23 protein-coding genes and 1 other RNA gene are annotated in these 23,980 nt (G+C 53.9%); 9 read left to right on the top strand and 15 right to left on the bottom strand.

The window, feature by feature from the left end; all coding sequences use genetic code 11:
- Positions 1-90: 90 nt before the first annotated feature.
- The 3 genes from DD586_RS03945 to DD586_RS03935 all read right to left on the bottom strand — a co-directional run bounded on the left by DD586_RS03945 (position 91) and on the right by DD586_RS03935 (position 4,318).
- A complete protein-coding gene (locus DD586_RS03945; protein ID WP_012883517.1) occupies positions 91-2,661 on the bottom strand; it encodes a TonB-dependent receptor plug domain-containing protein in 2,571 nt (856 codons plus the stop codon).
- Between the two features lie 42 nt (positions 2,662-2,703).
- A complete protein-coding gene (locus tag DD586_RS03940; RefSeq protein ID WP_012883516.1) occupies positions 2,704-3,570 on the bottom strand; it encodes a TonB family protein in 867 nt (288 codons plus the stop codon).
- A gap of 322 nt (positions 3,571-3,892) precedes the next feature.
- Positions 3,893-4,318 carry a GNAT family acetyltransferase gene (locus DD586_RS03935; protein WP_012883515.1) on the bottom strand — a complete coding sequence of 142 codons (426 nt, stop codon included), beginning with the start codon at positions 4,316-4,318 and terminating at the stop codon, positions 3,893-3,895.
- 221 nt (positions 4,319-4,539) lie between these two features.
- On the opposite strand from DD586_RS03935, the gene hemF reads away from it, so the two are divergent.
- On the top strand, positions 4,540-5,478 hold the full coding sequence (gene hemF / locus DD586_RS03930; protein ID WP_012883514.1) for an oxygen-dependent coproporphyrinogen oxidase: 939 nt from the start codon (positions 4,540-4,542) through the stop codon (positions 5,476-5,478).
- Complete coding sequence (locus DD586_RS03925; RefSeq protein ID WP_012883513.1) at positions 5,475-5,924, top strand: YaiI/YqxD family protein; 450 nt, start codon at positions 5,475-5,477, stop codon at positions 5,922-5,924. Before hemF ends, DD586_RS03925 begins: the two co-directional genes overlap by 4 nt.
- Positions 5,925-5,980: 56 nt before the next feature.
- On the opposite strand, the gene maeB is transcribed toward DD586_RS03925, so the two are convergent.
- Positions 5,981-8,260 carry an NADP-dependent oxaloacetate-decarboxylating malate dehydrogenase gene (gene maeB, locus DD586_RS03920; protein WP_012883512.1) on the bottom strand — a complete coding sequence of 760 codons (2,280 nt, stop codon included), beginning with the start codon at positions 8,258-8,260 and terminating at the stop codon, positions 5,981-5,983.
- 429 nt (positions 8,261-8,689) lie between these two features.
- Here maeB and tal point away from each other — a divergent pair, with 429 nt between their 5' ends.
- Complete coding sequence (gene tal / locus DD586_RS03915; RefSeq protein WP_012883511.1) at positions 8,690-9,640, top strand: transaldolase; 951 nt, start codon at positions 8,690-8,692, stop codon at positions 9,638-9,640.
- 65 nt (positions 9,641-9,705) lie between these two features.
- On the opposite strand, the gene nudK is transcribed toward tal, so the two are convergent.
- The 3 genes from nudK to grpE form a co-directional block, all read right to left on the bottom strand.
- The gene (nudK, locus tag DD586_RS03910; protein WP_012883510.1) at positions 9,706-10,290 is read right to left on the bottom strand and encodes a GDP-mannose pyrophosphatase NudK; all 585 of its coding nucleotides are present in this window, start codon (positions 10,288-10,290) and stop codon (positions 9,706-9,708) included.
- 154 nt (positions 10,291-10,444) lie between these two features.
- The gene (locus tag DD586_RS03905) at positions 10,445-11,680 is read right to left on the bottom strand and encodes an Nramp family divalent metal transporter (RefSeq protein ID WP_012883509.1); all 1,236 of its coding nucleotides are present in this window, start codon (positions 11,678-11,680) and stop codon (positions 10,445-10,447) included.
- Between the two features lie 326 nt (positions 11,681-12,006).
- Positions 12,007-12,594 carry a nucleotide exchange factor GrpE gene (grpE, locus tag DD586_RS03900; RefSeq protein ID WP_012883508.1) on the bottom strand — a complete coding sequence of 196 codons (588 nt, stop codon included), beginning with the start codon at positions 12,592-12,594 and terminating at the stop codon, positions 12,007-12,009.
- A gap of 150 nt (positions 12,595-12,744) precedes the next feature.
- Here grpE and nadK point away from each other — a divergent pair, with 150 nt between their 5' ends.
- The 3 genes from nadK (at position 12,745) to bamE (ending at position 15,824) form a co-directional block, all read left to right on the top strand.
- Positions 12,745-13,623, top strand: coding sequence for an NAD(+) kinase (gene nadK / locus DD586_RS03895; RefSeq protein WP_012883507.1), 879 nt, complete (start codon positions 12,745-12,747; stop codon positions 13,621-13,623).
- An 83-nt stretch (positions 13,624-13,706) separates the two neighbouring features.
- Positions 13,707-15,368, top strand: coding sequence for a DNA repair protein RecN (recN, locus tag DD586_RS03890; protein WP_012883506.1), 1,662 nt, complete (start codon positions 13,707-13,709; stop codon positions 15,366-15,368).
- 111 nt (positions 15,369-15,479) lie between these two features.
- Positions 15,480-15,824 carry an outer membrane protein assembly factor BamE gene (gene bamE, locus DD586_RS03885; protein ID WP_012883505.1) on the top strand — a complete coding sequence of 115 codons (345 nt, stop codon included), beginning with the start codon at positions 15,480-15,482 and terminating at the stop codon, positions 15,822-15,824.
- Between the two features lie 71 nt (positions 15,825-15,895).
- Here the strand turns inward: bamE and DD586_RS03880 are convergent, their stop codons facing one another.
- Positions 15,896-16,189 (bottom strand): RnfH family protein, encoded by a 294-nt coding sequence (locus tag DD586_RS03880; RefSeq protein WP_012883504.1) that lies wholly within the window; start codon positions 16,187-16,189, stop codon positions 15,896-15,898.
- Positions 16,182-16,616 carry a type II toxin-antitoxin system RatA family toxin gene (locus DD586_RS03875; RefSeq protein ID WP_012883503.1) on the bottom strand — a complete coding sequence of 145 codons (435 nt, stop codon included), beginning with the start codon at positions 16,614-16,616 and terminating at the stop codon, positions 16,182-16,184. Before DD586_RS03875 ends, DD586_RS03880 begins: the two co-directional genes overlap by 8 nt.
- A gap of 155 nt (positions 16,617-16,771) precedes the next feature.
- Between DD586_RS03875 and smpB the strand changes: the two genes are divergently transcribed.
- The 3 genes from smpB (at position 16,772) to DD586_RS03865 (ending at position 18,331) form a co-directional block, all read left to right on the top strand.
- On the top strand, positions 16,772-17,254 hold the full coding sequence (smpB, locus tag DD586_RS03870) for an SsrA-binding protein SmpB (RefSeq protein ID WP_012883502.1): 483 nt from the start codon (positions 16,772-16,774) through the stop codon (positions 17,252-17,254).
- A 50-nt stretch (positions 17,255-17,304) separates the two neighbouring features.
- Positions 17,305-17,668: a transfer-messenger RNA gene (ssrA, locus tag DD586_RS21200) on the top strand.
- 156 nt (positions 17,669-17,824) lie between these two features.
- Positions 17,825-18,331 (top strand): zinc ribbon domain-containing protein, encoded by a 507-nt coding sequence (locus DD586_RS03865; RefSeq protein ID WP_012883501.1) that lies wholly within the window; start codon positions 17,825-17,827, stop codon positions 18,329-18,331.
- Positions 18,332-18,356: 25 nt separating this feature from the next.
- On the opposite strand, the gene DD586_RS21195 is transcribed toward DD586_RS03865, so the two are convergent.
- From DD586_RS21195 to DD586_RS22210, 6 genes are all read right to left on the bottom strand, one after another.
- The gene (locus DD586_RS21195; RefSeq protein ID WP_071818916.1) at positions 18,357-18,716 is read right to left on the bottom strand and encodes a hypothetical protein; all 360 of its coding nucleotides are present in this window, start codon (positions 18,714-18,716) and stop codon (positions 18,357-18,359) included.
- Positions 18,717-18,880: 164 nt separating this feature from the next.
- Positions 18,881-20,533: a hypothetical protein gene (locus DD586_RS03860; protein WP_012883500.1), complete on the bottom strand. Its 1,653-nt coding sequence runs from the start codon at positions 20,531-20,533 to the stop codon at positions 18,881-18,883.
- A 3-nt stretch (positions 20,534-20,536) separates the two neighbouring features.
- The gene (locus DD586_RS03855) at positions 20,537-21,058 is read right to left on the bottom strand and encodes a baseplate complex protein (RefSeq protein WP_012883499.1); all 522 of its coding nucleotides are present in this window, start codon (positions 21,056-21,058) and stop codon (positions 20,537-20,539) included.
- Positions 21,030-21,755, bottom strand: a complete 726-nt coding sequence (locus DD586_RS03850; protein ID WP_012883498.1) for a hypothetical protein — start codon at positions 21,753-21,755, stop codon at positions 21,030-21,032. The genes DD586_RS03855 and DD586_RS03850 overlap by 29 nt, the downstream gene beginning before the upstream one ends.
- Positions 21,752-22,372, bottom strand: a complete 621-nt coding sequence (locus DD586_RS03845) for a tail fiber assembly protein (RefSeq protein WP_012883497.1) — start codon at positions 22,370-22,372, stop codon at positions 21,752-21,754. Before DD586_RS03845 ends, DD586_RS03850 begins: the two co-directional genes overlap by 4 nt.
- On the bottom strand, positions 22,372-23,976 hold the full coding sequence (locus DD586_RS22210) for a phage tail-collar fiber domain-containing protein (RefSeq protein ID WP_012883496.1): 1,605 nt from the start codon (positions 23,974-23,976) through the stop codon (positions 22,372-22,374). The genes DD586_RS03845 and DD586_RS22210 overlap by 1 nt, the downstream gene beginning before the upstream one ends.
- Between the last annotated feature and the right edge of the window lie 4 nt (positions 23,977-23,980).

Genomic DNA, 23,980 nt, shown 5'->3' with positions numbered 1-23,980 from the left:
TATGTTATTGCCGGGTAATGGTGTTAGTTCCAGGAAATGGTATTACCGCCGGGGAAAGCACTATGCCCGGCGGCAAGCCATGACCAGTTATTACCAGTTGTACGCGACGCCCAACCAGAACTGGCGTCCCAACTTGTAGGTCACCGTATTACCGGTAGACTCCTGCGAGGTGGCGATCACGTTGTCGAACACGTTGATCACATCCAGCGTCAGATCCAGCGACTGGTTTTTGTAGGTCGGCAGCGAGTAATTGAAACGCCAGTCATAAGAGAGGTAATCCTGATATTTGTGCTCGGTATATAACGTGGCGCTACCGCTGTAATCACCACAGGCACTGACACGACTGGTGCTGCCGGAGCAGGTTACGCTGGTGGTGCGATAGCCTTTGTAGCCTGAGGTATAGGTCAGGTTATGATCCCAGTTCAGGCGAATGGCCGGGAAATAGGTATTGACGTTCAGTGCAACCGACCACGGCGTGTTGTAGTCCAGTGCATCCATGTCACGGCGATCGGTCAGGCGTCCTTTAAAGATCACCTTGCTGTCATCCATGTTGCTCTGGTCGTAATAAATCTGTGAGCTGGTCTTGTTATCCGCCATGCTGGCGCTGAGTCCCCAGCGAATGTCCGCGTATTTCAGTTTATACGGGCTGATCGGTTCTACCGTCAGCGACACGGTATTGCCTTCGGTACGGGCATCGTTGGTCAGGTAGTAATAGCGTTGACCGCTGCTATCGGTTTGACTGCTGCGGCCAAACTGGTCACGCCCCTGGCGATTCACCCATTTCAGCGTCCAGACGGTGTCATACACCCGTTGCGACAGCCCCAACGACAGCTCATCGCTGTACGGCGTTTTCAGGTCGGAAATATCGTAGTCATATGTGCCATAGCTGGTCGTGCTGTTCGTCCAGGCGCTGTTGGCGTTGGTTCGATTCTGCACCACCGACTCGTTGATTCCGGAACGCAGTTTGTACGCCAGCATATTCTGGGCGTAGTAGCGGTTGGCACCGCCAAAAACACGGGTAGCACGATCGCCAAATACATCGTAAGAGGCCGCCAGACGCGGGGCGACATTGAGGTTTTTCAGGTAGTCGTCATACTGCAGGCGCACGCCCGGCGTTACCTCCAGGTTCTTGTAGCTGACGCTATCTTGCAAATACAGCGCATAATTCACGTAGTTCCCTTCAACCTGACGCGCTGGATACAGCGTGCGGCTGCGGAAATACTGTTCGCGATTGATACAGAACGCATCGCCAGTCTGGCACACAACGCTGGTGCTGATGGTGGGCGTGCTGCGGCTGGTATACACATCGCTAAAACGGCGGTATTGGGCGTGATAAGAATCGACCTGCCAGCCCATATCCCACTGATGGCTGGTTCCCCATAACGCCAGTGGGTTTAGCTCGTAATCCTGTTTGAAAGTGAAGGTGCGTTTCTCGGTGGCATACTTGCCATAACCGCCGATCCCCGATAACTGCGAGGTATTTCCCGCCACACCGGTGCCCCAATCCACAACGTTGGATACAAACCGGGATGTCCGGTTATAGCGATACCAGGACTGGTAAGTATCCGCTTCGTGTTCAATACGGTTTTCTTCAGACTGATACCCTGCAAGGCTGCTGACTTTTCCCCAGTCGGCGTTGTGTTCCCATTCGATATTGCCGCGATAGCCGCCGCCGGTATTGGTGTAACCACCATTTTTAATGTCTTTCTTGTAATAGCCGGACTCATGCGGCGCGTACATCCCGGTAAGGCGAAAAACATCGCCGTTATCCGCCAGATAAGTGCCTTTAAGTAAATAGGTTTCCGCCTCACGAGTCTGTTTGACCCATTCATCCATCACACTGTTGTAAAAAGGGATGGTCGACTGCTGACGGTTATAGGCAAAAATAAATCCGGCTTTATCGCTTAACGGCTGATTAAAGGTGGCCGAATAAAAATGCTTGCGGAATTTCGGCTGATAATAGAGCTGACTGGCGGAATAAAAGTCACCTTCAATATCGTCGTCAATATGATAGCGGGCCCAACTGTCGCGAGTGGTGCGATAAGAAATTTTGCCGGAAGCGCGATCCAGTTTCGGGTCTTTTAATTTGGCATCGACCACACCGCCGGTAAAATCACCATATTTCGCAGAGATATTACTGTCGAATACCTGTAACTGCTCGATCAATTCCGAGTTAACCCAGAAGGATTGCGCGCCACCGGCAGGCAAATCCGTTGGCGAATAACCATCAGGCGCATTAGTCAATTGACCGTTATTGGCTCCTGGGTTAATCACATTATTATTGGATAGCCCGTCGATCATGTAGTTATTCTGGTAAAACTTCTCGCCATGGAAAGACACATTTTCCGGCGCCAATTCACCTGGCGTCGTACTGCTATCAAGATCATTTGCAAACCGTACGTTTGGGTTGGAACGCAATAATTCAGTAACGCTACCGTTACGCGTCGGCCGACGCTGAATCTGTTCGCTATTAATAATTTGCGTTCCCATACTCTGGCTGGTGGGCGTGGAACGCACCAAAATCGTATCTTCATCGGCTGGTTTTTTTTCTGCCGTCACCGGTTTATCCGTAGCGGTATTTTCCGCCTGCGTCGTCTGTTCGGCAGCCGTCACCGTTGATGATACGCCAAGTATCATCATCAAATAGAGATGCTTATTCATGTCAGTATTTCCTGTACCCTGATGATATTGAAAAGAAAACAATCAATTCTGAAGTTCGATATGACCACTCAATCGAAAAATGACTGACACGGTCTGATCGATGGCGGGTGAACCCGCCTGATAACGCCAGCGCGCCATATCTTTGATAACGTCGCTGCTAAACATGCCGTCGGGGTTTTCTGATAGCACCCGAATGTTGGTCACCGTGCCGCTGGATGTTACGTCAAAGCGCAACCGCACTTGCCCTTCCACCCCCATTGAACGCGCCCGAACCGGGTAACTCACCCGACGCTGCAACGCCTTGAGCACATCGCTTTGGCTATTTCCTGCGCCACGACTGGCCTGCCCTTGAGTACTTTCGCCCTGCGGTGCTGCCTGACCGCCCACCGATGCACTGGCAGACACCGACGCCATAGTGCGATTTCCCCGCTCTGCCAACGGTGTTTCAACCGCCACAGGCATATCCCGGTTATCGCTACGCGCCGGGGGCGGCGTTTTTCGGACATCGTTTTTTTCACTCGCTCGCACCGGTGTGGCATCAACTGGTGTATGCGGCGTTTCCGGTGGTTTTTGCGGGCGCGTTTTCACCGCTGTCTCAGCAGACACCGTACGCACTACCGCGCGTTCATTGACAGGCACCACCGACGCATCAGCAACTGCGGTTGTTCCTGGAACGGTAGGTGTTTCCGGCTCGGTAACCGGTTCGACACTCGGGGAAGGTTCAGGGTGTGAAGAAAACAGCCGCACCGAATGAGGCGAAAATGACGTGACATGCATACTTGCCGCACTTTCCCCGGCACGCCCGGCCTGCAGCACAACCTGTTCACGAGACACCACGCCCCACAACAGGGCCCAGAGTACCGACAGGTGTACCGCGACAGACAGCAGAAAAGAATGCGTAACTTTCAAAGTAATACCATGTTTTATTTATAAAAATAGTCATCGAGCCATGAACAGGGCAACGGTATGCCACCCTGAACTCCCCAATCGGCCCACACAAATGTAAATAATTATTGATAATGGTAATTATTTTACAAATGATATTCATTATCAACAAATATTTGTAGCGAGGATGTTGATAGCGTGCAGAACGTGGAAACGACAACAGAAGAACGTGGCGCAAGCGCGCATACAGCAAGGGGAGGTAAAAGGAATGCGGCCGATAAGCGCAGGAAAATCAGGCGAGTTGGCATCGCCTCGTAGTTATCAGCCGATGATGCACCAGCGGGATTTAATACTCCTGATCTTCAATCAAACGCTTACCCAGCGTAATGCTATCGACCAGGTCGTAATTCATCTTTTCATACATGCTGATGACGGCCGTGTTGTTCTGGCGCACCATCAGGTGAATCTTCGGGCACCCACGCGCGATCAGTTTTTTCTCCAGACGACTGATCAGGGCATTGGCGATACCACGGCCACGGTAATCAGGATGCACCCCCAGATAGTAGGCAGAACCGCGATGCCCGTCGTACCCTCCCATCAAGGAGCCCACGACTTCTCCCCCCACTTCTGCCACCAGAAACAGGTCGGGGTCATGGTTGAGCTTACGTTCAATATCCATTTCCGGATCATTCCAGGGACGCAGCAAATCACAACGTTCCCAAAGGGTGATCACTTCTTCAAAGTCATCTTGCCTGAATATGCGGATTTCCATTGCTGCTCGCCATCTAGAGTCAATCGGTTATTCCTGATTATCCCGCGATTCATCGCAGACGCAATATCTCCATCATACAGTTTTCAACAGCAGGCTGATAATTCATGCCAGCGACATTTTCAGCAATGGGCGACGTTGCGAAGTCCGATATACTAAGGCCAGAATCAGCCCGGGCAGGAAATCCGCCCTCACTGCCTTTTACTATCATGATAAGGGACATTATGAGTTCACCGGACACCAACGCTATCAAGCAATTTCTGCTCGGTTTGCAAGACACCCTGTGCCGACAACTGGAACTGGCGGACGGCACCGCCAGCTTTATAGAAGACGCCTGGCAGCATGCCTCCGGCGGTGGCGGGCGCAGCCGTGTTCTGCGTCAGGGGCGTGTATTTGAACAAGCTGGCGTGAACTTCTCTCACGTTTCAGGCGCATCGCTGCCACCCTCTGCCAGCACCCATCGTCCCGAGCTGGCAGGACGCAGTTTCCAGGCGATGGGCGTGTCGCTGGTTATCCATCCGCTAAACCCTTATGTGCCAACCAGCCACGCCAACATACGCTTTTTCATCGCTGAAAAACCGGGCGAACCAGCGGTATGGTGGTTTGGCGGCGGGTTTGATCTCACCCCGTTCTACGGTTTCGAAGAAGACGCCGTCCACTGGCACCAGACCGCGTTTGATTTGTGCCAGCCATTTGGCGATGACGTTTACCCGCGTTACAAGAAATGGTGCGATGATTACTTCTTCCTCAAACACCGTAACGAAGCGCGTGGCGTCGGCGGCCTGTTCTTTGATGACCTCAATACGCCGGATTTCGACACCAGCTTTGCTTTCATGCGCGCAGTCGGCGAAGGGTTCCAGCACGCCTATCTGCCTATCGTCAATCGCCGCAAAGATATCCCGTGGGGCGAGCGGGAGCGTCAGTTCCAGCTTTACCGCCGGGGCCGTTATGTGGAATTTAATCTGGTATGGGACCGGGGCACGTTGTTTGGCCTGCAAAGTGGCGGCCGTACCGAATCTATTCTGATGTCGATGCCGCCGCTGGTACGCTGGGAATACCAGTACCAACCCGAGCCAGACAGCCCGGAAGCCTCGCTGTACCGGGACTTTTTACCCGCTCGCGACTGGCTGGGTGTCGCAACATCGCCGGAGTCACGCGGATGAATGCCATCTGGGTCGATGCCGACGCGTGCCCTAACGTCATTAAAGAGGTGTTATACCGTGCAGCCGATCGTACCTCGACCCGGCTGACACTGGTGGCCAACCAGCCGCTCAGAACGCCGCCGTCACCACACATCCACAGCCTGCGCGTGGCCGCAGGGTTTGATGTCGCGGATAACGAAATTGTGCGTCGTGTTCAGCCTGGCGATCTGGTGATCACCGCCGATATTCCGCTTGCTGCGGAAGTACTGGCAAAGCAGGCTATCGCCCTTAACCCACGGGGTGAACGCTACACAGAAGATACCATCCGCGAGCGGCTGACCATGCGGGATTTCATGGATACGCTGCGCGCCAGCGGTGTACAGACCGGTGGCCCGGCGGCATTAAACCAGCGTGACCGCCAACAGTTCGCCAACGAACTGGATAAGTGGCTACGCCAACAGGCGTAAAAAAAACCGGCAGGTCACCCTGCCGGTTTCGTTGTTCTCACCAGTAATCAGGACGATCACAGCGGTGCGGTCTGTGCTTCCACAACAGCCAGTGCGACCATATTGACGATACGACGAACAGAGGCGATCGGCGTCAGGATATGTACCGGTTTCGCCACCCCCATCAGCACCGGCCCAACGGTCACGCCTTCGGAAGAAGAAACGCGCAGCAGGTTATAGCTGATACGCGCAGCTTCCATGTTCGGCATGATCAGAATGTTAGCCGCCCCTTTCAGCGGGCTATTCGGCATCTGTTCACGACGAATGGCTTCCACCAGCGCGGCATCGCCGTGCATTTCGCCGTCGATCTGCAACTCCGGCGCCATCTTGTTCACCAGTTCCAGCGTCGCACGCATTTTCTTCGCCGTCGGCGAATCAGAGGTACCGAAACTGGAATGCGACAGCAAGGCCACTTTAGGCTCGATACCAAAACGGCGTACCGTGTCGGCGGCCATCAGCGTAATCTCTGCCAGCTGTTCTGGTGTCGGATCCGGGTTGACGTAGGTATCGGCGATAAAGGTGTTACCGCTCGGCAACAGCAACGCGTTCATCGCGCCAGCCACATGCACACCGTCACGGTAGCCGAACACTTTCTCTACCACACCGAAATGTTCTTCGTAATTACCGACCGTCCCGCAGATCATCGCATCCGCTTCACCGCGATGGACCATGATAGAGCCAATCAGCGTCGGATTAGCACGCATATCACGCTGCGCCTGTTCCTGAGACACACCACGGCGTTTCATCATCTCGAAGTATTCAGTCCAATAGGCTTTGAAACGTGGGTCGGACTCGTTATTGACCACTTCGAAGTCTTTACCAATGGCTATCTGCAAGCCCAGTTTCTGAATACGTTTTTCGATAACACCAGGGCGACCGATCAGTACCGGGAATGCCAGCCCCAGCGACACCAGCTCCTGCGTCGCATGCAGTACGCGCGGGTCTTCCCCTTCCGCCAGTACCACACGTTTTGGCTGGGTACGAGCCTGAGCGAAGACAGGCTTCATGAACAGGTTGGTTTTGTAGACGAACTGCGTCAGCTTCTCGATGTAATCATCGAAGTTTTCAATCGGGCGGGTTGCCACGCCGGAGTCCATCGCCGCTTTCGCGACCGCCGGTGCAATCTTGATGATAAGACGCGGATCAAACGGTTTCGGGATCAGATATTCCGGCCCGAAAGAGAGATCCTGATCACCATAGGCAGACGCCACCACATCGCTCTGCTCCGCCAGCGCCAGGTCTGCAATGGCATGCACGCAGGCCAGCTTCATCTCTTCATTGATGGTGGTCGCCCCAACGTCCAGCGCGCCACGGAAAATAAACGGGAAGCACAGTACGTTGTTAACCTGATTCGGGTAGTCAGAACGGCCAGTACAGACTATCGCGTCCGGGCGCACTTCTTTTACCAGCGGCGGCAGAATTTCCGGTTCCGGATTCGCCAGCGCCATGATCAGCGGGCGCGGTGCCATGGTTTTCACCATGTCCTGAGTCAGCACACCCGGGCCAGAACAACCGAGGAAAATATCCGCATTCGGGATAACATCCGCCAGTGACCGGCTGCCATTGTCGTCAATCGCATAGGCCGCTTTGGTTTCTGCCATATTGGCTTCACGGCCCTTGTAGATAACACCACGGGAATCACACACCACGATGTTTTCACGCTTCAGGCCCAACGCCACCAGCAGATTGAGGCAGGCAATCGATGCCGCGCCCGCGCCGGAAACCACCAGCCGGACATCGGCAATCTGTTTTTCTACCACACGCAACCCGTTGAGTACCGCTGCGGTACAAATAATAGCGGTGCCGTGTTGGTCGTCGTGGAATACCGGAATCTTCATGCGCTCGCGCAGTTTCTGCTCGATATAGAAACATTCCGGGGCCTTGATGTCTTCCAGGTTGATACCACCGAAAGTCGGCTCCAGTGCGGCGATCACATCGATCAGCTTGTCAGGATCCTGCTCATCCACTTCGATATCAAATACATCAACGCCGGAGAACTTCTTGAACAGTACCCCTTTACCTTCCATCACCGGTTTACCGGCCAGTGCGCCGATATTACCCAGCCCCAGCACGGCGGTACCGTTGGAGATCACCGCCACCAGATTACCGCGCGCGGTGTATTTGTAAGCGGCCAGTGGGTCTTGCGCAATTTCCAGACAAGGCGCAGCAACGCCCGGTGAGTAGGCCAGCGCCAGGTCGCGCTGAGTTGCCAACGGCTTCGTCGGGGAGACCTGGATTTTTCCCGGCACCGGATATTGATGGAAGTCCAGTGCGCTTTGCTTGAGTTGTTCATCCATAGCTAATTACCTTGTCTTCTTGCTTTGTTTGTAGGGTAGTGGGCTACCCAGTTTATCGTGTCTGTCATTTGCGAAACCATGAAGCATTACAAAATCCGCACCGGAATACCGCTTAATATAGTTAATTAATGAGAGTGAAAATCACTCAGCGACATACGTTCCCCGCGCCTGCAACAACGGCCGTTCCGGCGATACCGCCCCGTGATGCACCGGGCAAAATGAAGAAGAAAATGCCAGACAAAACGCCATTCACCTCTCAATTTATCCAAAATGACGGCAGATGGCGTATAGATTAGCTATGCTTAGCCAGTGTTACAGCATGACGGGGTCACCTCTGTCGATGGCTGCGCAATCAGAAAAAACGCATGTCATTCCACCACAGAATCCTGCAGTGTGATCCCGCTAAATTTCTCTTCAGGGAGCCAAGCCATGAACCAGCTAGACGCATTGAAACAATTCACTGTGGTAGTGGCAGACAGCGGCGATATCGAGTCGATTCGCCACTTTTCACCGCAGGACGCTACCACTAACCCCTCACTCATTCTGAAAGCCGCCAGCCTGCCCGCGTATCAGCCGCTATTTGCTGATGCACTGGCGTATGCCCGAAAGCAAGGTGGCTCGAAAGAAACACAGCTCATCAATGCCAGCGACCGCCTGGCGGTCAACATCGGGACGGAAATTCTCAATAGCATTCCTGGGCGAGTCTCCACCGAAGTTGATGCCCGCTTGTCGTTTGATCGCGGCATGTGTGTGGCGAAAGCCCGCAAACTGATCGCGATGTATGAGGAAAAGGACATCCATCGTTCGCGTATTCTGATTAAGCTGGCCGCCACCTGGGAAGGGATCTGTGCCGCCGAAGAGTTGGAAAAAGAAGGGATAAACTGCAACCTGACGCTGCTGTTCTCATTTGCCCAGGCTCGCGCGTGTGCCGAAGCGGGTGTCTATCTGATTTCGCCGTTTGTTGGTCGTATTTACGATTGGTATCAGGCCCGACAGCCTTCTGCCGACTACAACGCAGAACAGGACCCCGGCGTACTGTCCGTACGACGTATTTACGAGTACTACAAACAGCACCGCTACCGCACTATCGTGATGGGGGCCAGCTTCCGCAAGGTGGAACAAATCCTGGCATTGGCCGGATGCGACCGTCTGACCATCGCCCCGGCGTTGCTGGAACAGTTGAAAAACAGCACCGCCCCGGTAGAACGTCGGCTCAGTCCGTCAACCGAAGGCTTCCATCAGCCAGCACCACTGTCGGAAACCGAATTCCGCTGGCAGCACAATCAGGATCCTATGGCGGTAGAAAAACTCTCTGAGGGTATTCGCCTGTTTGCCGCAGACCAACAGAAACTGGAAGATCTGCTCGCCGCCCAGCTATAAGCCCGGCGGAATAACCAAACGACACGGGGCCTGTCGGCCCCGGATGTATTTACCGCATCCTACGGTTAACGAGCGTTGGCGAACCAGCCGTTAATCTGTGCGTGCTGCAACAACATGATGGTTTTGCCATCCTGAATACGGCCATCTTTGACCATCGCCATCGCTTCACTAAACGGCAACTCCAGCACTTCGATATCTTCGTCTTCCACGCCACCGCCGGAAGTCCGTTTTTGCGTATCGTCGTATTCCGCCGCAAAGAAGTGCAGCAGCTCGGTGACACCGCCCGGCGACATATAGGCTTCAAACAGCTTTTCCACCTGACCAATCCGGTAGCCGGTTTCTTCGATAGCCTCATTACGGATGCACTGCTCCGGCGATTGATCGTCCAGCAGGCCAGCACAGGCCTCCAGCAACATCCCGCTTTCATTACCATTCAGATACGTCGGCATCCGGAACTGACGGGTCAACACCACCGTGCCTTTGGCCCGGTTATACAGCAAAATAGTCGCGCCGTTACCACGGTCATATACTTCCCGCATCTGACGCACCGTACCGCCGTTTTTTCGCTTCAAATCGAACACATATTTATGCAAAACGAACCAGTGATCAGATAACAGCTTCTTCTCAACGATAGTAATCGGCGCGGACATAATGGTATCTCGGTATCAAAAATCAGCTTCAGATAATAGGCCGAGCATCACCCAATTGCACGTGATCATCCGGTGAAAGCAAAAAGTCAGACACGTAAAAACAAAACGCCCCCGACACGCGGAGGCGCAATAATTAGTGGAGAACCGGCGGGCATTATCCCAGTAACGTATCCACAACCAGATACAGATTGAGCGCAACCACCATACACACGATGACCTTACCGGTATTCTGTACCCGGCGACTGTTGACCAGGTTTCCCATCAAATCGCGGTCACCGGTAAACACCAACAGTGGGATCAGCGCCAGAGCAATACCGAAGCTCAACAACACCTGGCTTAATACCAGCACCCGGGTCGGATCCATACCGCACAGAATCACGATAAATGATGGCAGCATGGTTACCACACGGCGAACCCACAATGGAATATGGAAGCGCACAAACCCTTGCATCACCACCTGACCGGCCAGGGTTCCCACCACGGTAGAAGACAGACCAGCCACCACCAGACTCAGACCAAAAATGGTTGCTGCCGCCTGCCCTAACAGGGGTTTGAGTGTCAGATAGGCCTGATCCAGCTCAGCAATCGAGGTATTACCGCTAAAGTGAAATGCCGCCGCCGCTGTCGCCATCATGGCCAGATTGACAAACCCGGCGATAGTCATCGCCACCGCAACATCCACCTTGGTGGCGGAATAACGTTCAGCACGGGTGATGTGACTTTGCTGCTGCGTCAGCGACGAATGCAGATAGATAACATGCGGCATGATGGTGGCACCCAGGACACCGGCCGCCAGTAATACCGCATCGGAATTCGGCAAACTTGGCACTACCATGCCTTTTGCCAATGACGCCAATTCAGGACGAGAGAAGATCAATTCAACGATGTAGGCCGCGGCGACAAACATCAGTAACCCGCCGATCACCATCTCCAACGGTTTTTGCCCGCGTTTTTGCAACATCAGAATCAAAAACGTGGCAATCCCGGTCAGAACCGCGCCTTCCAGCAACGACACGCCAAGCAGCAACTTAAAGCCTATCGCCGCACCGATGAACTCGGCAAGATCCGTCGCCATCGCGATGATCTCGGCTTGTATCCAGTACGCCCAGACCACAGGTTTAGGAAAACGATCGCGAATATGCTCCGCCAGATTCTTGCCGGTCGCGATCCCCAGTTTGGCAGAAAGCAACTGGATTAACATCGCCATCAGGTTAGCCCATACCACCACCCACAACAGCTGGTACCCGTAAGCAGCACCCGCCTGAATATTGGTGGCGAAATTACCGGGATCGATATAACCGATCGCCGCGATAAAGGCCGGCCCCATCAGCGAAAGTTTAAGCTTTCTTGACGTACGGCTGACTGATTCCACTACACGACTCCCCGGCATATGAGTAACCCTTCTAACGCTATTGTTTTGCTACTCTCGCAAAGTTGATAATGATTATCAAGTGCATTTAGAGTGAAAGAAATGATTGCTCTGATAGGTAATGATAATGAAGCATCTGCCTGGCAAGTAACACAGGTTTTAACACGTAAAGATTAACAAAATATAAACACAAAAACGAACAATAAATAACGGACTAACGAATTTGCTTCACAAGATGGCACGGGGGAAAGTGGTAAGAAAAGCGGGAAGGAAAACGAGGGAAGAAACCGTAAAACAGACACCCCGGGAAGACGCCGGTTGGCCGCTTCCCGGAGCACGAACAGACGTTACTCTTTTGCTTTAGACACGGCGACCATCGCCGGACGCAACAAACGGCCGTTCAGGGTATAACCTTTTTGCATCACCATCATCACATGGTTTGGTTCATGCTCGGCAGATTCAAGCAGCGTCATCGCCTGATGCACGTCCGGATTAAACGGCACGTTCACCTCAGCCACCACCTCAATGCCGAACTTGCTCACTGCGGAAAGCATCGCTTTCAACGTCAGCTCAACCCCTTCAATCATGCCGGACAGCGCTTCGTTCGACTTATCCGCCATTTCCAGCGCACGCTCCAGGTTATCAATCACTGGCAGCATTTCTCCGGCAAACTTCTCCAGAGCGAATTTATGCGCTTTTTCCACGTCCAGTTCGGCACGACGACGGACATTCTCCATCTCGGCACGGGCGCGTAATGCGTTTTCACGTTCACGTTGCTGAAGCTCGCTCAGTTGCGCTTCCAGTTCGGCGATACGATCTTCACGCGGGTCAGCGACATCTGTCGTCTCTGGCACGGCATCCGCTTGCTGACCTTGCGCTGCTTCCTTTTGATCCAAGACTTGCTCGTCAGGCGACTTCTGTTCTTTACTACTCATGAAATTCTCCGCGTTTTTCGCATTCATCTCGCTAGTTCGCTTATTATGGGGATCAAAACCGGGGTTTCAAGGGAACCACTCACATATTGGTCTGATTACCGGTCCGAAAACCGTGAGCTGCCGGTGCGCCTATGAGGACAAACCACCCAAATGAACAGAGCGTTTAACTGCATTGGTATTGTGGGTCATCCACGTCACCCACATGCATTGACCACCCATGAAATGCTGTATCACTGGTTGCGCGCGCAAGGATACAAAGTCGTGCTCGAACAACAGATCGCCCGCGAATTGCAGTTGACGGAGGCCGCCACTGGCAGCCTGTCGGAAATTGGTCAACAGGCTGATCTGGCGGTGGTGGTCGGCGGTGATGGCAACATGCTGGGCGCAGCGCGGGTGCTGTCGCGCTACGATATCAACGTCATTGGCGTCAACCGTGGCAATCTCGGGTTTCTCACCGACCTCGACCCAGACCACACCCAGCAGCAACTCAGCGAGGTGCTCGCCGGGCGTTACATCCGCGAACAGCGTTTCATGCTGGAAGCACAGGTGTGCCGCGCCAATCACCCCAACAGCAGTAGCACCGCCATCAATGAAGTGGTGCTACACCCGGGCAAAGTGGCACACATGATTGAATTTGAAGTCTATATTGACGACAAGTTCGCCTTTTCCCAACGTTCCGACGGCCTGATTATTTCAACCCCCACCGGCTCCACGGCGTATTCGTTATCCGGCGGTGGCCCCATCCTGACCCCATCACTGGATGCGATTGCGCTGGTGCCGATGTTCCCGCATACCCTGTCGGCAAGGCCGTTGGTGATCAACAGCAGCAGTGCCATTCGGCTGAAGTTTTCCCACATCACCCAGGATCTGGAAATCAGTTGCGACAGCCAAATTGCGCTGCCAGTTCAGGAAGGTGAAGAGGTCCTCATCCAGCGCAGCCAGTATCACCTGAATTTGATTCACCCAGAAAATTATAGCTATTTCAATACATTAAGCAGCAAGCTCGGCTGGTCCAAAAAATTATTCTGAAAGTGGCGATTGCCTCTTTACTGTACAAAAAACCAGTCTATACTGTATGTAATAACAGTTGTTGTTACATACAGGACACTATCATGCTGGCGCAACTCACAATCAGTAATTTCGCCATTGTGCGCGAACTGGAAATTGATTTTCAGGCAGGGATGAGCGTCATTACCGGTGAAACCGGGGCGGGAAAATCCATTGCTATTGATGCTCTCGGCCTGTGTCTCGGCAACCGCTCTGATGCCAACATGGTGCGCCCTGGAGCCACTCGCGCTGACATCTGCGCCCGCTTCTCGCTGACGGATACCCCCGCCGCGTTACGCTGGCTGGAACACAATCAGCTTGATGACAACAACGAATGTCTGTTGCGCCGCGTCATTAGTGCCGACGGCCGCTCTCGCGCCTTTATCAATGGTACGGCGGTGCCGTTGTCGCAGTTACGCGAACTGGGCCAGCATCTGATTCAGCTCCACGGCCAGCACGCGCACCAGTTGCTGCTCAAGCCGGAACATCAACGCCATCTGTTGGATGCCTACGCCGATGAATCGCAACTGCTTGGTGCCATGCGCCAGATGTGGCAGCAATGGCACCAGAGCTGTCGCGAACTGGCACAACATCAGCAGGCCACCATCGAGCGGGAAGCGCGCCGGGAATTGTTGCAGTACCAGCTCAAGGAGCTCAATGAATTTACCCCTCAACCGGGTGAATACGAGCAGATCGATGTCGAATACAAGCGGCTTGCCAACAGCGGGCAACTGATGTCACTCAGTCAGCAGACGCTGCAAATACTCAGCGAAGGTGAAGAGCAGAACGTACTTGGCATGTTGCACAGCGCCAAACATCAGTTATCGGAACTGATCAGCATGGATGAGGCGCTCTCCGGGGTGTTTTCCATGCTGGAAGAAGCCAGCATTCAAATTAGCGAAGCCAGCGATGAGTTGCGCCATTATTGTGACCGCATGGACCTGGACCCTATCCGGCTCTACGAACTGGAACAGCGTTTGTCGCGCCAGTTAACGCTGGCACGTAAACACCACGTCACGCCGGAAGAATTGCCTGCGTATCACCAACAGCTGTTGCAGGAACAACAACTGCTGGAACAGCAAGAAAGTGACCACGACGCCCTGAACCGAGCGGTGCAGGAGTACCATCAACAGGCCCTGCATGTGGCGGAGCAGTTGCACATCCGGCGCAGCCAGCACGCCAGTGAACTGGCACAATTGATTACCACCAATATGCATGAACTGGCTATGCCACACGGCCATTTCACTATTAACGTCACCTTCACACCAGATTCGCTGACCGCCACCGGTGCTGATCACATCGAGTTCTGTGTCACCACCAACCCCGGCCAGCCACATCAGCCGCTGGCTAAAGTAGCATCTGGCGGGGAACTGTCGCGTATCGCACTTATTATTCAGGTGATCACCGCCCGCAGAATGGATACACCGGCGCTTATTTTTGATGAAGTGGATGTGGGCATCAGCGGCCCGACAGCAGCTATCGTCGGTAAAATGCTGCGCCAGCTTGGGCAATCAACCCAGGTCATGTGTGTGACTCACCTTCCACAAGTGGCTGGTTGCGGTCATCACCACTACTTTGTCAGCAAACATACCGACGGTGAAGCAACAGAAACCCTGATGCAGCCACTGGGTAAACGCGAACGGCTGCAGGAACTGGCGCGTTTGCTCGGCGGTTCGGCCGTCACCAAAAACACGCTGGCAAACGCCAGAGAATTACTTGCAGCCTAGTGAGGATCAACTTTTTCGAATTCCCGCGGTCTTACAGACGTCTTGCAGGTTTTCAAGTCAGGCAAGGTCTATTATCATCTGCAACCTATGCCCTTAAGGAATGTAATCACTATGCGCTGTAAAACGCTGACTGTCGTCGCTGCGGTGGTTGTTGTTATGTTGACTGCTGGTTGTTCCACACTGGAGCGTGTCGTCTATCGGCCTGACATCAATCAGGGGAACTATCTGGCCCCCGCTGACGTTGCCAAAATTCATAATGGAATGACCAAACAGCAGGTCATCTATACGTTGGGCACCCCAATGCTGCAGGATCCGTTTGGATCAGACACCTGGTACTACGTCTTCCGTCAGCAGCCAGGGCATGAAGCCGTGAAACAGCAAACGCTGACGTTGACCTTCAACAGTCAGGGTGTGCTGACGAATGTGGATAACAAACCCACGTTACAGGCGCAGTAAGTGAGCAGGTCTGGCGAAGCAGCCCTTCGCTGGAGTAGTCCTTCGCTGACCAGCACAAAAAATAAGGCACGTTACCGTGCCTTATTTTTTGAACGCTCTGCGCGCTGACGGCGTAATTCTTTCGGGTCAGCCAGCAATGGCCGGTAGATCTCCACGCGATCGCCATCACTGAGCACGTCGCTTAGCTTCGCCGGGCGGCTAAAAATACCGATTTTATTGACGCTCAGATCGATATCCGGGCGCAACGCCAGCAAACCGGATGCCTGAATAGCCTGTTCCGCGGTACTCCCCGCGTCCAACGTTAACGGCCGCAAGTACTGACGCTCCGGCAAGGCGTAGACCACCTCAACATGGATCTCAGGCACAGTAAACCTCTTTGGCTCGCAGGGTGAATGCCTGCACCATACTGTTGGCCAGCTCTTTGAAAATTTTGCCAAATGCCAGCTCAATCAATGCATTCTTGAATTCAAAATCCAGATTCAGCTCCACCTTACAGGCATCATCGCTCAATGGCGTAAAGCGCCAGTCTCCGCTGAGTTGACGGAACGGGCCATCCACCAGTTGCATCAAAATGCATTGATTGTCGACAAGCGTATTGCGGGTGGTAAATGTCTTGCTGATGCCGGCTTTTGACACATCAACCGCAGCCGTCATTTCACTTTCGGAAGAAGACAGCACGCGGCTACCGGTGCACCCAGGCAGAAAGGCAGGGTAAGAAGAGACATCATTCACTAATTTATACATCTGCTCGGCACTGAATGGGACCAGCGCAGACCGGCTGATTTTAGGCATACAATTTTCCGTGATTCATAAAACGCGCAAAATCATACCACCGATGAGCAGCCAGACAACCATTCTGCGAGGAACATCGCACCTGTTCATAAAGAACGGGATGAATCCCGGCTGGGGATTTCATTCACGACGACAACCAGTATAATGACGGCACTATGACAAAGAAAAAAGCACATAAACCCGGTTCTGCCACCATTGCGCTTAACAAGCGCGCCCGCCACGAATACTTCATAGAAGAAGAGATTGAAGCGGGCCTGGCTCTTCAGGGATGGGAAGTCAAATCACTGCGCGCAGGTAAAGCCAATATCAGCGACAGCTACGTGCTGATGCGTGATGGCGAAGCTTACCTGTTTGGTGCCACTTTCACCCCACTGCACGGCGCTTCCAGCCATGTGGTGTGTGACCCGACCCGAACCCGCAAGCTGCTGCTAAACCAGCGCGAGCTGGATTCGCTCTACGGTCGCGTCAACCGCGAAGGTTACACGGTAGTCGCGCTGTCACTGTATTGGAAAAACGCCTGGAGCAAGGTCAAGATTGGCGTTGCCAAAGGTAAGAAAGAGCACGACAAGCGCGACGACATCAAAGAGCGCGAATGGAAGCTGGATAAAGCCCGCATCATGAAAAACGCGGCCCGTTAACGGCTGCTAGCGTCGCTACCCATCTTTCTGTTATAATAGTGAAATATCTTGGGGCTGATTCTGGATTCGACGGGATTCGCGAAACCCAAGGTGCATGCCGAGGGGCGGTTGGCCTCGTAAAAAGCCGCAAAAAAATAGTCGCAAACGACGAAACTTACGCCGTAGCAGCTTAATAACCTGCTTACAGCCCTCTCTCCCTAGCCTCCGCTCTTAGGACGGGGATCAAGAGAGGTCAAACCTAAAAGAGATCGCGTGGATGCCCTGCCTGGGGTTGAAGCGTTAAATCCAATCAGGCTAGTTTGTTAGTGGCGTGTCTGTCCGCAGCTGGCAAGCGAATGTAAAGACCAGACTAAGCATGTAGTACCGACGGTGTAGGAATTTCGGACGGGGGTTCAACTCCCCCCAGCTCCACCAATTAAATCAAGGGGTTACGTGAAAACGGAACCCCTTTTTTATTACCTGTGGCGACAAAATGGCGACAGGCTTTCATCATACGCACGGCCTTCTCTGTAGTTTCCCCTATTGCTTGTCATATTATTTAGCTTCTTTGAATCAAATAGGACTTGGTTTATGGCTTTAACAAAATGCAAAGAATGTAAGAAAGAAGTATCAACTTCTGCAAAAGTTTGCCCACACTGCGGCGTTAAAAATCCCGGTACCACAGCAGGTCAGGCAATCGGTGGTTTTGTAGTTCTGGTGTTACTGGTTTGGGGAGCTATAAAAATCTTTGGCGGAAGTGATGACAACAAGCCCGCTGCAAAAGCCGACACCCCAAAGAATTGCGCAGCAAATGACGGTCAATGCTTGTTTGATAAAAACTGGATTGAAGCAGCATCACGCTGCCGTCCTCTGATAGAAAAGTCATCCAAGTATGATTTCGAATGGACTGACGGCATGATGACCCCCATGTTTTCACATTTCCGCCTGAACGAAGCCAAAAAACAAATGACGTTCATCGGTGACAAAGTGAAATTTACCAACGGCTTCAACGCAAAAATCACGATGACATACAACTGCACCTATGACCTTCAAGGTAAGAGCATCGTCGATTTTGGGATTACCGAAGGCAAACTTTAAGCACCTCGCCCCGCCCTGGCGGGGTTCACCGCTTTTCAGTTCCTGCAAGCAGCCTCATCACACCCAAGCCCGCATGATTGCTGCAAATACTGTGACCCACAGATAACGCCTGCTCACATTCAGAGATCCATTCAAACTGACCAAATCCACACAAAATCCTTTTATTTCTGACAGTTGTAATTTCAAAGCGATCCTTTCCCGATCCAAAAAACTGAAAAACGCTGAAATTCCTTTCGCTGTTTTCAGTGGTCATTCTTCCGCAAAAGCCCAGCGGCGGCGCGGGCTGGCGTTGGGTTTTGTAGAAAAATAAAACTGAAAAATCTTTGTGATCCAAAAACCGCAGGCGGGTGCGGTGTAGTGCCGATTTTGTCGCGTGAGCGTTCATTTTGTCGGTGCGCTGGCTGCGTCAGCGGGGTACAGGCAGCGGCACAATGGGTCGGCATGGTGGCGAGGTGACCGGGGAAGCGCGTGGCATAGTAGCCCGCTGAGCGCGTCATACGAGGGGCGTAAAAAAGCCCGCACGCGGCGGGCTGGGTAGGCGGGGATCGATCACCCGATTATCGGGCTGTACTTGTCTTTAAGTGTGCCGGTGCGGCGGCCGGTCTGCTGTATCTCGCCCGCATTTAACGGGGTGCCGGTGTTAGGGTGCGTGTGGCTGGCCGTCTGCGTCGCCAGTTCCTGAATCACGTCCAGCGTATCCAGCATCAGCGTCATGACGTTGACCTGCTGGCTACCGACCCATACCACTGGTGCCATCAGTTCCTGACGCGCACCGGCAATGCTACGGCGCAATTGCCCTATTTTCTCGGTCAGCGACTGTCCTATCTCTACCGTCGCTGACTGGCCCACACTGGCCATATAACCGGCCTGTGTAGCCAGGCTGTAATCCCCCTGAGCGATTTGTACGATGGCACCGGCCTGGAGTGTGTGGGTACCCAAGACAGTGGCGTTATCCGTCGCTTTAATCAGGGTTTCTCTGGTAACCAGCGTGCGCCGTTCTTCATCGGCACTTACCTCCCGGTGCATTGACGATTCCCTGATGGCCTGATCGGTCTTCCGCTCCCAGTCCCCGGAAACCGTTACGCGCTGTGAAACCTCCGCCCGCTGCTGCTGTAACTGCTCCCCCGGCTTGATATCAGGCAATGACTGACCACTGGCTACGGTTTGACGCACAAACGGCTTATCCGGGCGACCGCCGGTAAACCCGACCTCGACCAGCGACCCCGGCGGCGGAAACTGGAATAGCCCGGCTTCACTCCCTGCCATCGGTACCGGCAGCGGTACCGCCGAATACACCGGCGTATCTTTTGCCGGTTTACCGTCTGCATCCAGTAATTGCAGGTCAACCGCATAACGGGGCCGGAACGGGTCGGCGATATTCCCGCTGCTGACATCCTCTGAGGGTGCTTCCACGCGGGCAAACTTCGGCAGGTGCAATCCGGCCGACAGTTCGGGATAAGCGGTGTCGATCTGACGTTGGGCCGGGGTACGCTGCGCCGCCTTGCCGGTGACAGTACTCACCGGTACCCACTCGATAGTCATGTTTTCGTTGAGCAACTGCACGCGGGAAAGACGCTGCTGGTTAACCACCGCGCCGGGCCGCACGGACTGTATCAGCGGCAACGTCATACTATTACCGGCGGCCTGCGCTTGGCTGAACTCCGCCGGAATGCTGACCGGCGCACCGGCCAGCAGGGAATCGGCCCAACTGCCGAGATACAGCGCACCATCCGGTAATGGCTGCCAGACGTAATCATCAATCCCGAACGCCGCCCCAATGTTGGCCAGCAACTGATGACCGCTGCCGCTATGGGTAAAATGCGGAATCGGCTGGCTGACATACCCGGCATCAGGCAGATGCACCGTTAACCCGCTGTGCTCGCTCAGCCAGTCAGCCAGTTGCCGGAGCGTCGGATGCTGAAAGGCGCACGGCCACATCCTGTCAAACACGCCAGCCAGCTCACGCACAAACAGCCGTTGATAGCCGTTTTCAGCGGGCTGACTCCGCTCGACATAGCCGGTAAACCAGCGCAACACCAAATCGGTATAGCCCACATCCAGCCTGACCAGCTTGCCGGTATAGTCCTGCTCTGTCTCTGCCGTAATAAATCCCCGGCCACAGGCGTTTAACTCCAGTACCACATTGACGTCCACAACATGTACCGCATCGCCGGATAGCATCAGTCGCGTAATCGGTCGCATGGCTTACCCCAGCGCGTCATTGACCGGTTTCAGCACCTTGCGCTCAAACCAGCTCAGTTGTTCATCGTTTTCACCATCGCTACCCTGTCCTGGTGTCTTCTTCGTTTCCGTCTGATTACCTGCGCGGGCGTCCCGTTTTTCCGACACGCTGATATGTTCACGCAGCGTAAACGTCACCAGCCAGGCTTGTTTGCCGTCCTGTTTTGGGGCATCAATCGACCCGGTGAAGGTGGCCAGTCGGAAGTTGATGGCCTGCGCGGTAGGATTGGCCACCCGGTAGCGTTTCAGCTTGTCACCCTCTTTCGCTTCCGCCAGGGCAAACAGCCGGGTTAACACTTTCGCCTCAGTAAACGGGATCACACCGGACACACGTAGCTCTTTAGGCTTGATACCCTGCTCCGCGTTGGCGGTGCTGGACGTCTGCCCGGACTGGTCTTTTTCTTCGAATTGCATTGAGGGCGTGACAGTCAGGCCACGCAGGGGAATAGCTTCGCCATCAAGGGCGAGCGTAATTATCTGGCTCACGGATCATGCTCTCCAACGCTTCCAGCTCTGTCCCTGTAAACATCATGGCAGCGGTATAAATCGCAGATGGCTGGGGGATATTTTTCAGCATCTCCGCTGCTATCACACCCGGCGCACCCTGCCCGGTAAAAACCCACGCCAGCGCACTACGCTGGGCCATCTGCTGCATGGCTTGACTAATTTCCGATAAGGCCGCCTCGCGCTGGGATGTAAAGCGCTCAGCCATCCCTTTCAGCGCATTCAGCCCCATCGGTACAGCGGCCTGCTGCTGCGCAACCGCCATACGCTGGGCATTCAATGCCTGACGGCAGCTCGCCACCGACAGCGGCGCGGCGGCGGGCAACGTGCGGCTTTTGGCCGGGATTTGCATTTTTACTGTAGCCAGCTCTGCCATAGCCCGCGCCTGTCTGGCAACCTGGCTCAATGCCGGAGCGGGGAAAACTACCGTTAATGCATCCAGCGCGTGCAGGAATTCCCCCAGTCCACTCCCACAGACCATCCACACGCACACAGCCAGGTTATCCGCCGCAGCGCCCAGCCGTTCAGCCATGTAAGCCACCGCATTAGCCGGGCTGAGATAATGGCCGTTGTCGGTCACGTTGCCCACGCCATACACCCACGGATGAACCGGCAACACCGAACAGGTCACCGGCGGCAGTGCGGATGAGAGGCAGATATCAGCCCGCTGCCATGTCATACCGCCGGAGCCTCCGGCCAGTCGATATCCGGTGCTGAATTCACATCGACCCGGTTTAACAGCACGCGATATTCTTTCCATTTACCCAGCAACGTCTTTTCTTCCTCGGTTGCCAGTTCCATATCCACCGCATCGCTTAACGCCTGAATGCGGGTATTGGCCGTACTAAACCGCTCGTTCAGTTCCTGCGTTGCGCTATTCACATCCGCCTGATGCTGCGCATCCTTATCCGTCACCCATTTTTTGCCATTCCAGACATCAAATTCCGAGACGGGCGCTAACAGCGTTAGCGTTTCTGGCAACTGACCAGGCTCGGTGATTTCTGTACTAAGGCGGGTTTGCGTATCATAGGCCGCCTTACCGCGATAATCCGGCACATGCTCCCACGAAAGTCCATCGGCAGCACGGCATAGCGCTTTCCCTTCTGGTGGTAATTCGGGAGCATCGCTATAGCTATTCGCCGGAATGCCCACCCCGGCCATCAAATATTCATAGCTGGCCCCGCGATATTCCCGCGTTTTGGCATCAACATGAAAGACGGTGATCCAGCCCGATGTCATGGCGTGACCGTCGTTATCTAACGTCGTTTCTTTAACATTCACTGAATAATTTGCCATCAAGCAGCCCTCACGATGTAGTTAAATGCGATATTGCGGGGACGCGCTTCATGTCCGCCACTGGCTGCAATGGAAATGCCAGTCCCCACGTGCCCTGTATATACCGTGGCATTCCATGCGTCCTGGTCATAGTCAAACCCCGCCAATCCTGATCCGACCGAGCCTTCATATTTGTTATACGGATGGGAATGCCCTGGATCATTGACGCCATGACTGTGCGTCAGGTTCTGGCTCTCCTGAAATGACAATAGCCCCCGACCGGGATCGACCCCTCGGCTATCATCCCACCCTCGGATAAACTCACCGCGTAAATCAGGTAAAAAGCCAGAGGGATAACGCTGCGCCAACAAGGGAAACGCGGCTTTATTGAATGACTGCCCGTTACATTTCAGCCACCCGTCAGGGGCGGTTGCACCGGGGTAAGGTAAAGGGATACCCACGATTTCGGCAGCGTGAATGGGAAAGACATTATCCTTATGCCATAAATCAAAACTGGTGGCGTCCACTTGCACCCGTAGCCCTGAGCCAGTCCACCCCAGGCTAATCTGATGGCCATCCGCCATCCCGTTACCACCACCAGCACGTACAACGCGGTCATTGTCTATTTGGTCGATGTGAAGCGCTTGTCTGGCTGTATCGACATCCATTGTTGCCAGTGCGCCCAGCCCTAAATTTTTTCGGCTGGCTTCCTTATCACTCAGCGCCGCCAGATTGTTGTCTTTACGCAAAAAATCAACTATTGCCTTCTGCTGAGACAACGTTCCCTTGATGCGCAAATCATGTACCCAGCCAGCAGAATCAATATTAGCGATACTCTTTCTATAATGACGAATGCCGACATCATCCAGATATTCAACAACACCACCAAAGCCATTACCCTGACTCAGTGAAAAAACAGTCTCCCAACGCCCGGTGACTTCCCCTTTCCGGCACACGTCCAAAACAATCGTCGTCGGAAGTTTATCCACCACAATATCAAAGGGCTGCTCCAAGGCTACCCGCAGGCCGCCCAGATAACCTACGCCCGAAGATGCCTGATATTGACCATTCGATTTAACGACTAAAAAAGCATCATTAATAAATGCCGCCCGGCCATAGACATCAATGTGAGACAGCCTTAATTCTTCATCCATACCATTTAGGCGGGCTGAAAAATCAATCTGCCAGGTATCGGCTGTCACGTTGATTTGCGTAGCCGCCGCCGCGCCATCAAACTGCATCATGAGATTACGGGTCAGACTGTTGCCCTGCTGACCGTTCCGGGTCGCCAGTTTCTGCTGGGTGCGCACATGCACAATCATCAATACGGTATTCGTTTGACTGTCCAGCAGGCCAATCCAGTTGTAATCCCAGTCCCCCACCGTGGTATCCAGCACCACCGAATAAACCACCGCGTTTTCATTCAGGACACCCGCCTGAGTAATGGCGGCGGTATGCTGAATCTGTTCGGCAGGGGGTGACCCTTCGTTTCTGTCTACCGGCACGGATTCATCCTGACCCGGTACCAGCGCAAAAACGACTTTATCAGGCCGGGCCGCTACCCCATCCAGCACCCGCTGAACGTTCCACGTTTCAAACGCATGGGTAATTACACTCTGCGCCATAATC

Source organism: Dickeya parazeae Ech586 (assembly GCF_000025065.1).
Lineage (GTDB): Bacteria > Pseudomonadota > Gammaproteobacteria > Enterobacterales > Enterobacteriaceae > Dickeya > Dickeya zeae.
This window is presented reverse-complemented; position numbering and strand designations above follow the sequence as displayed.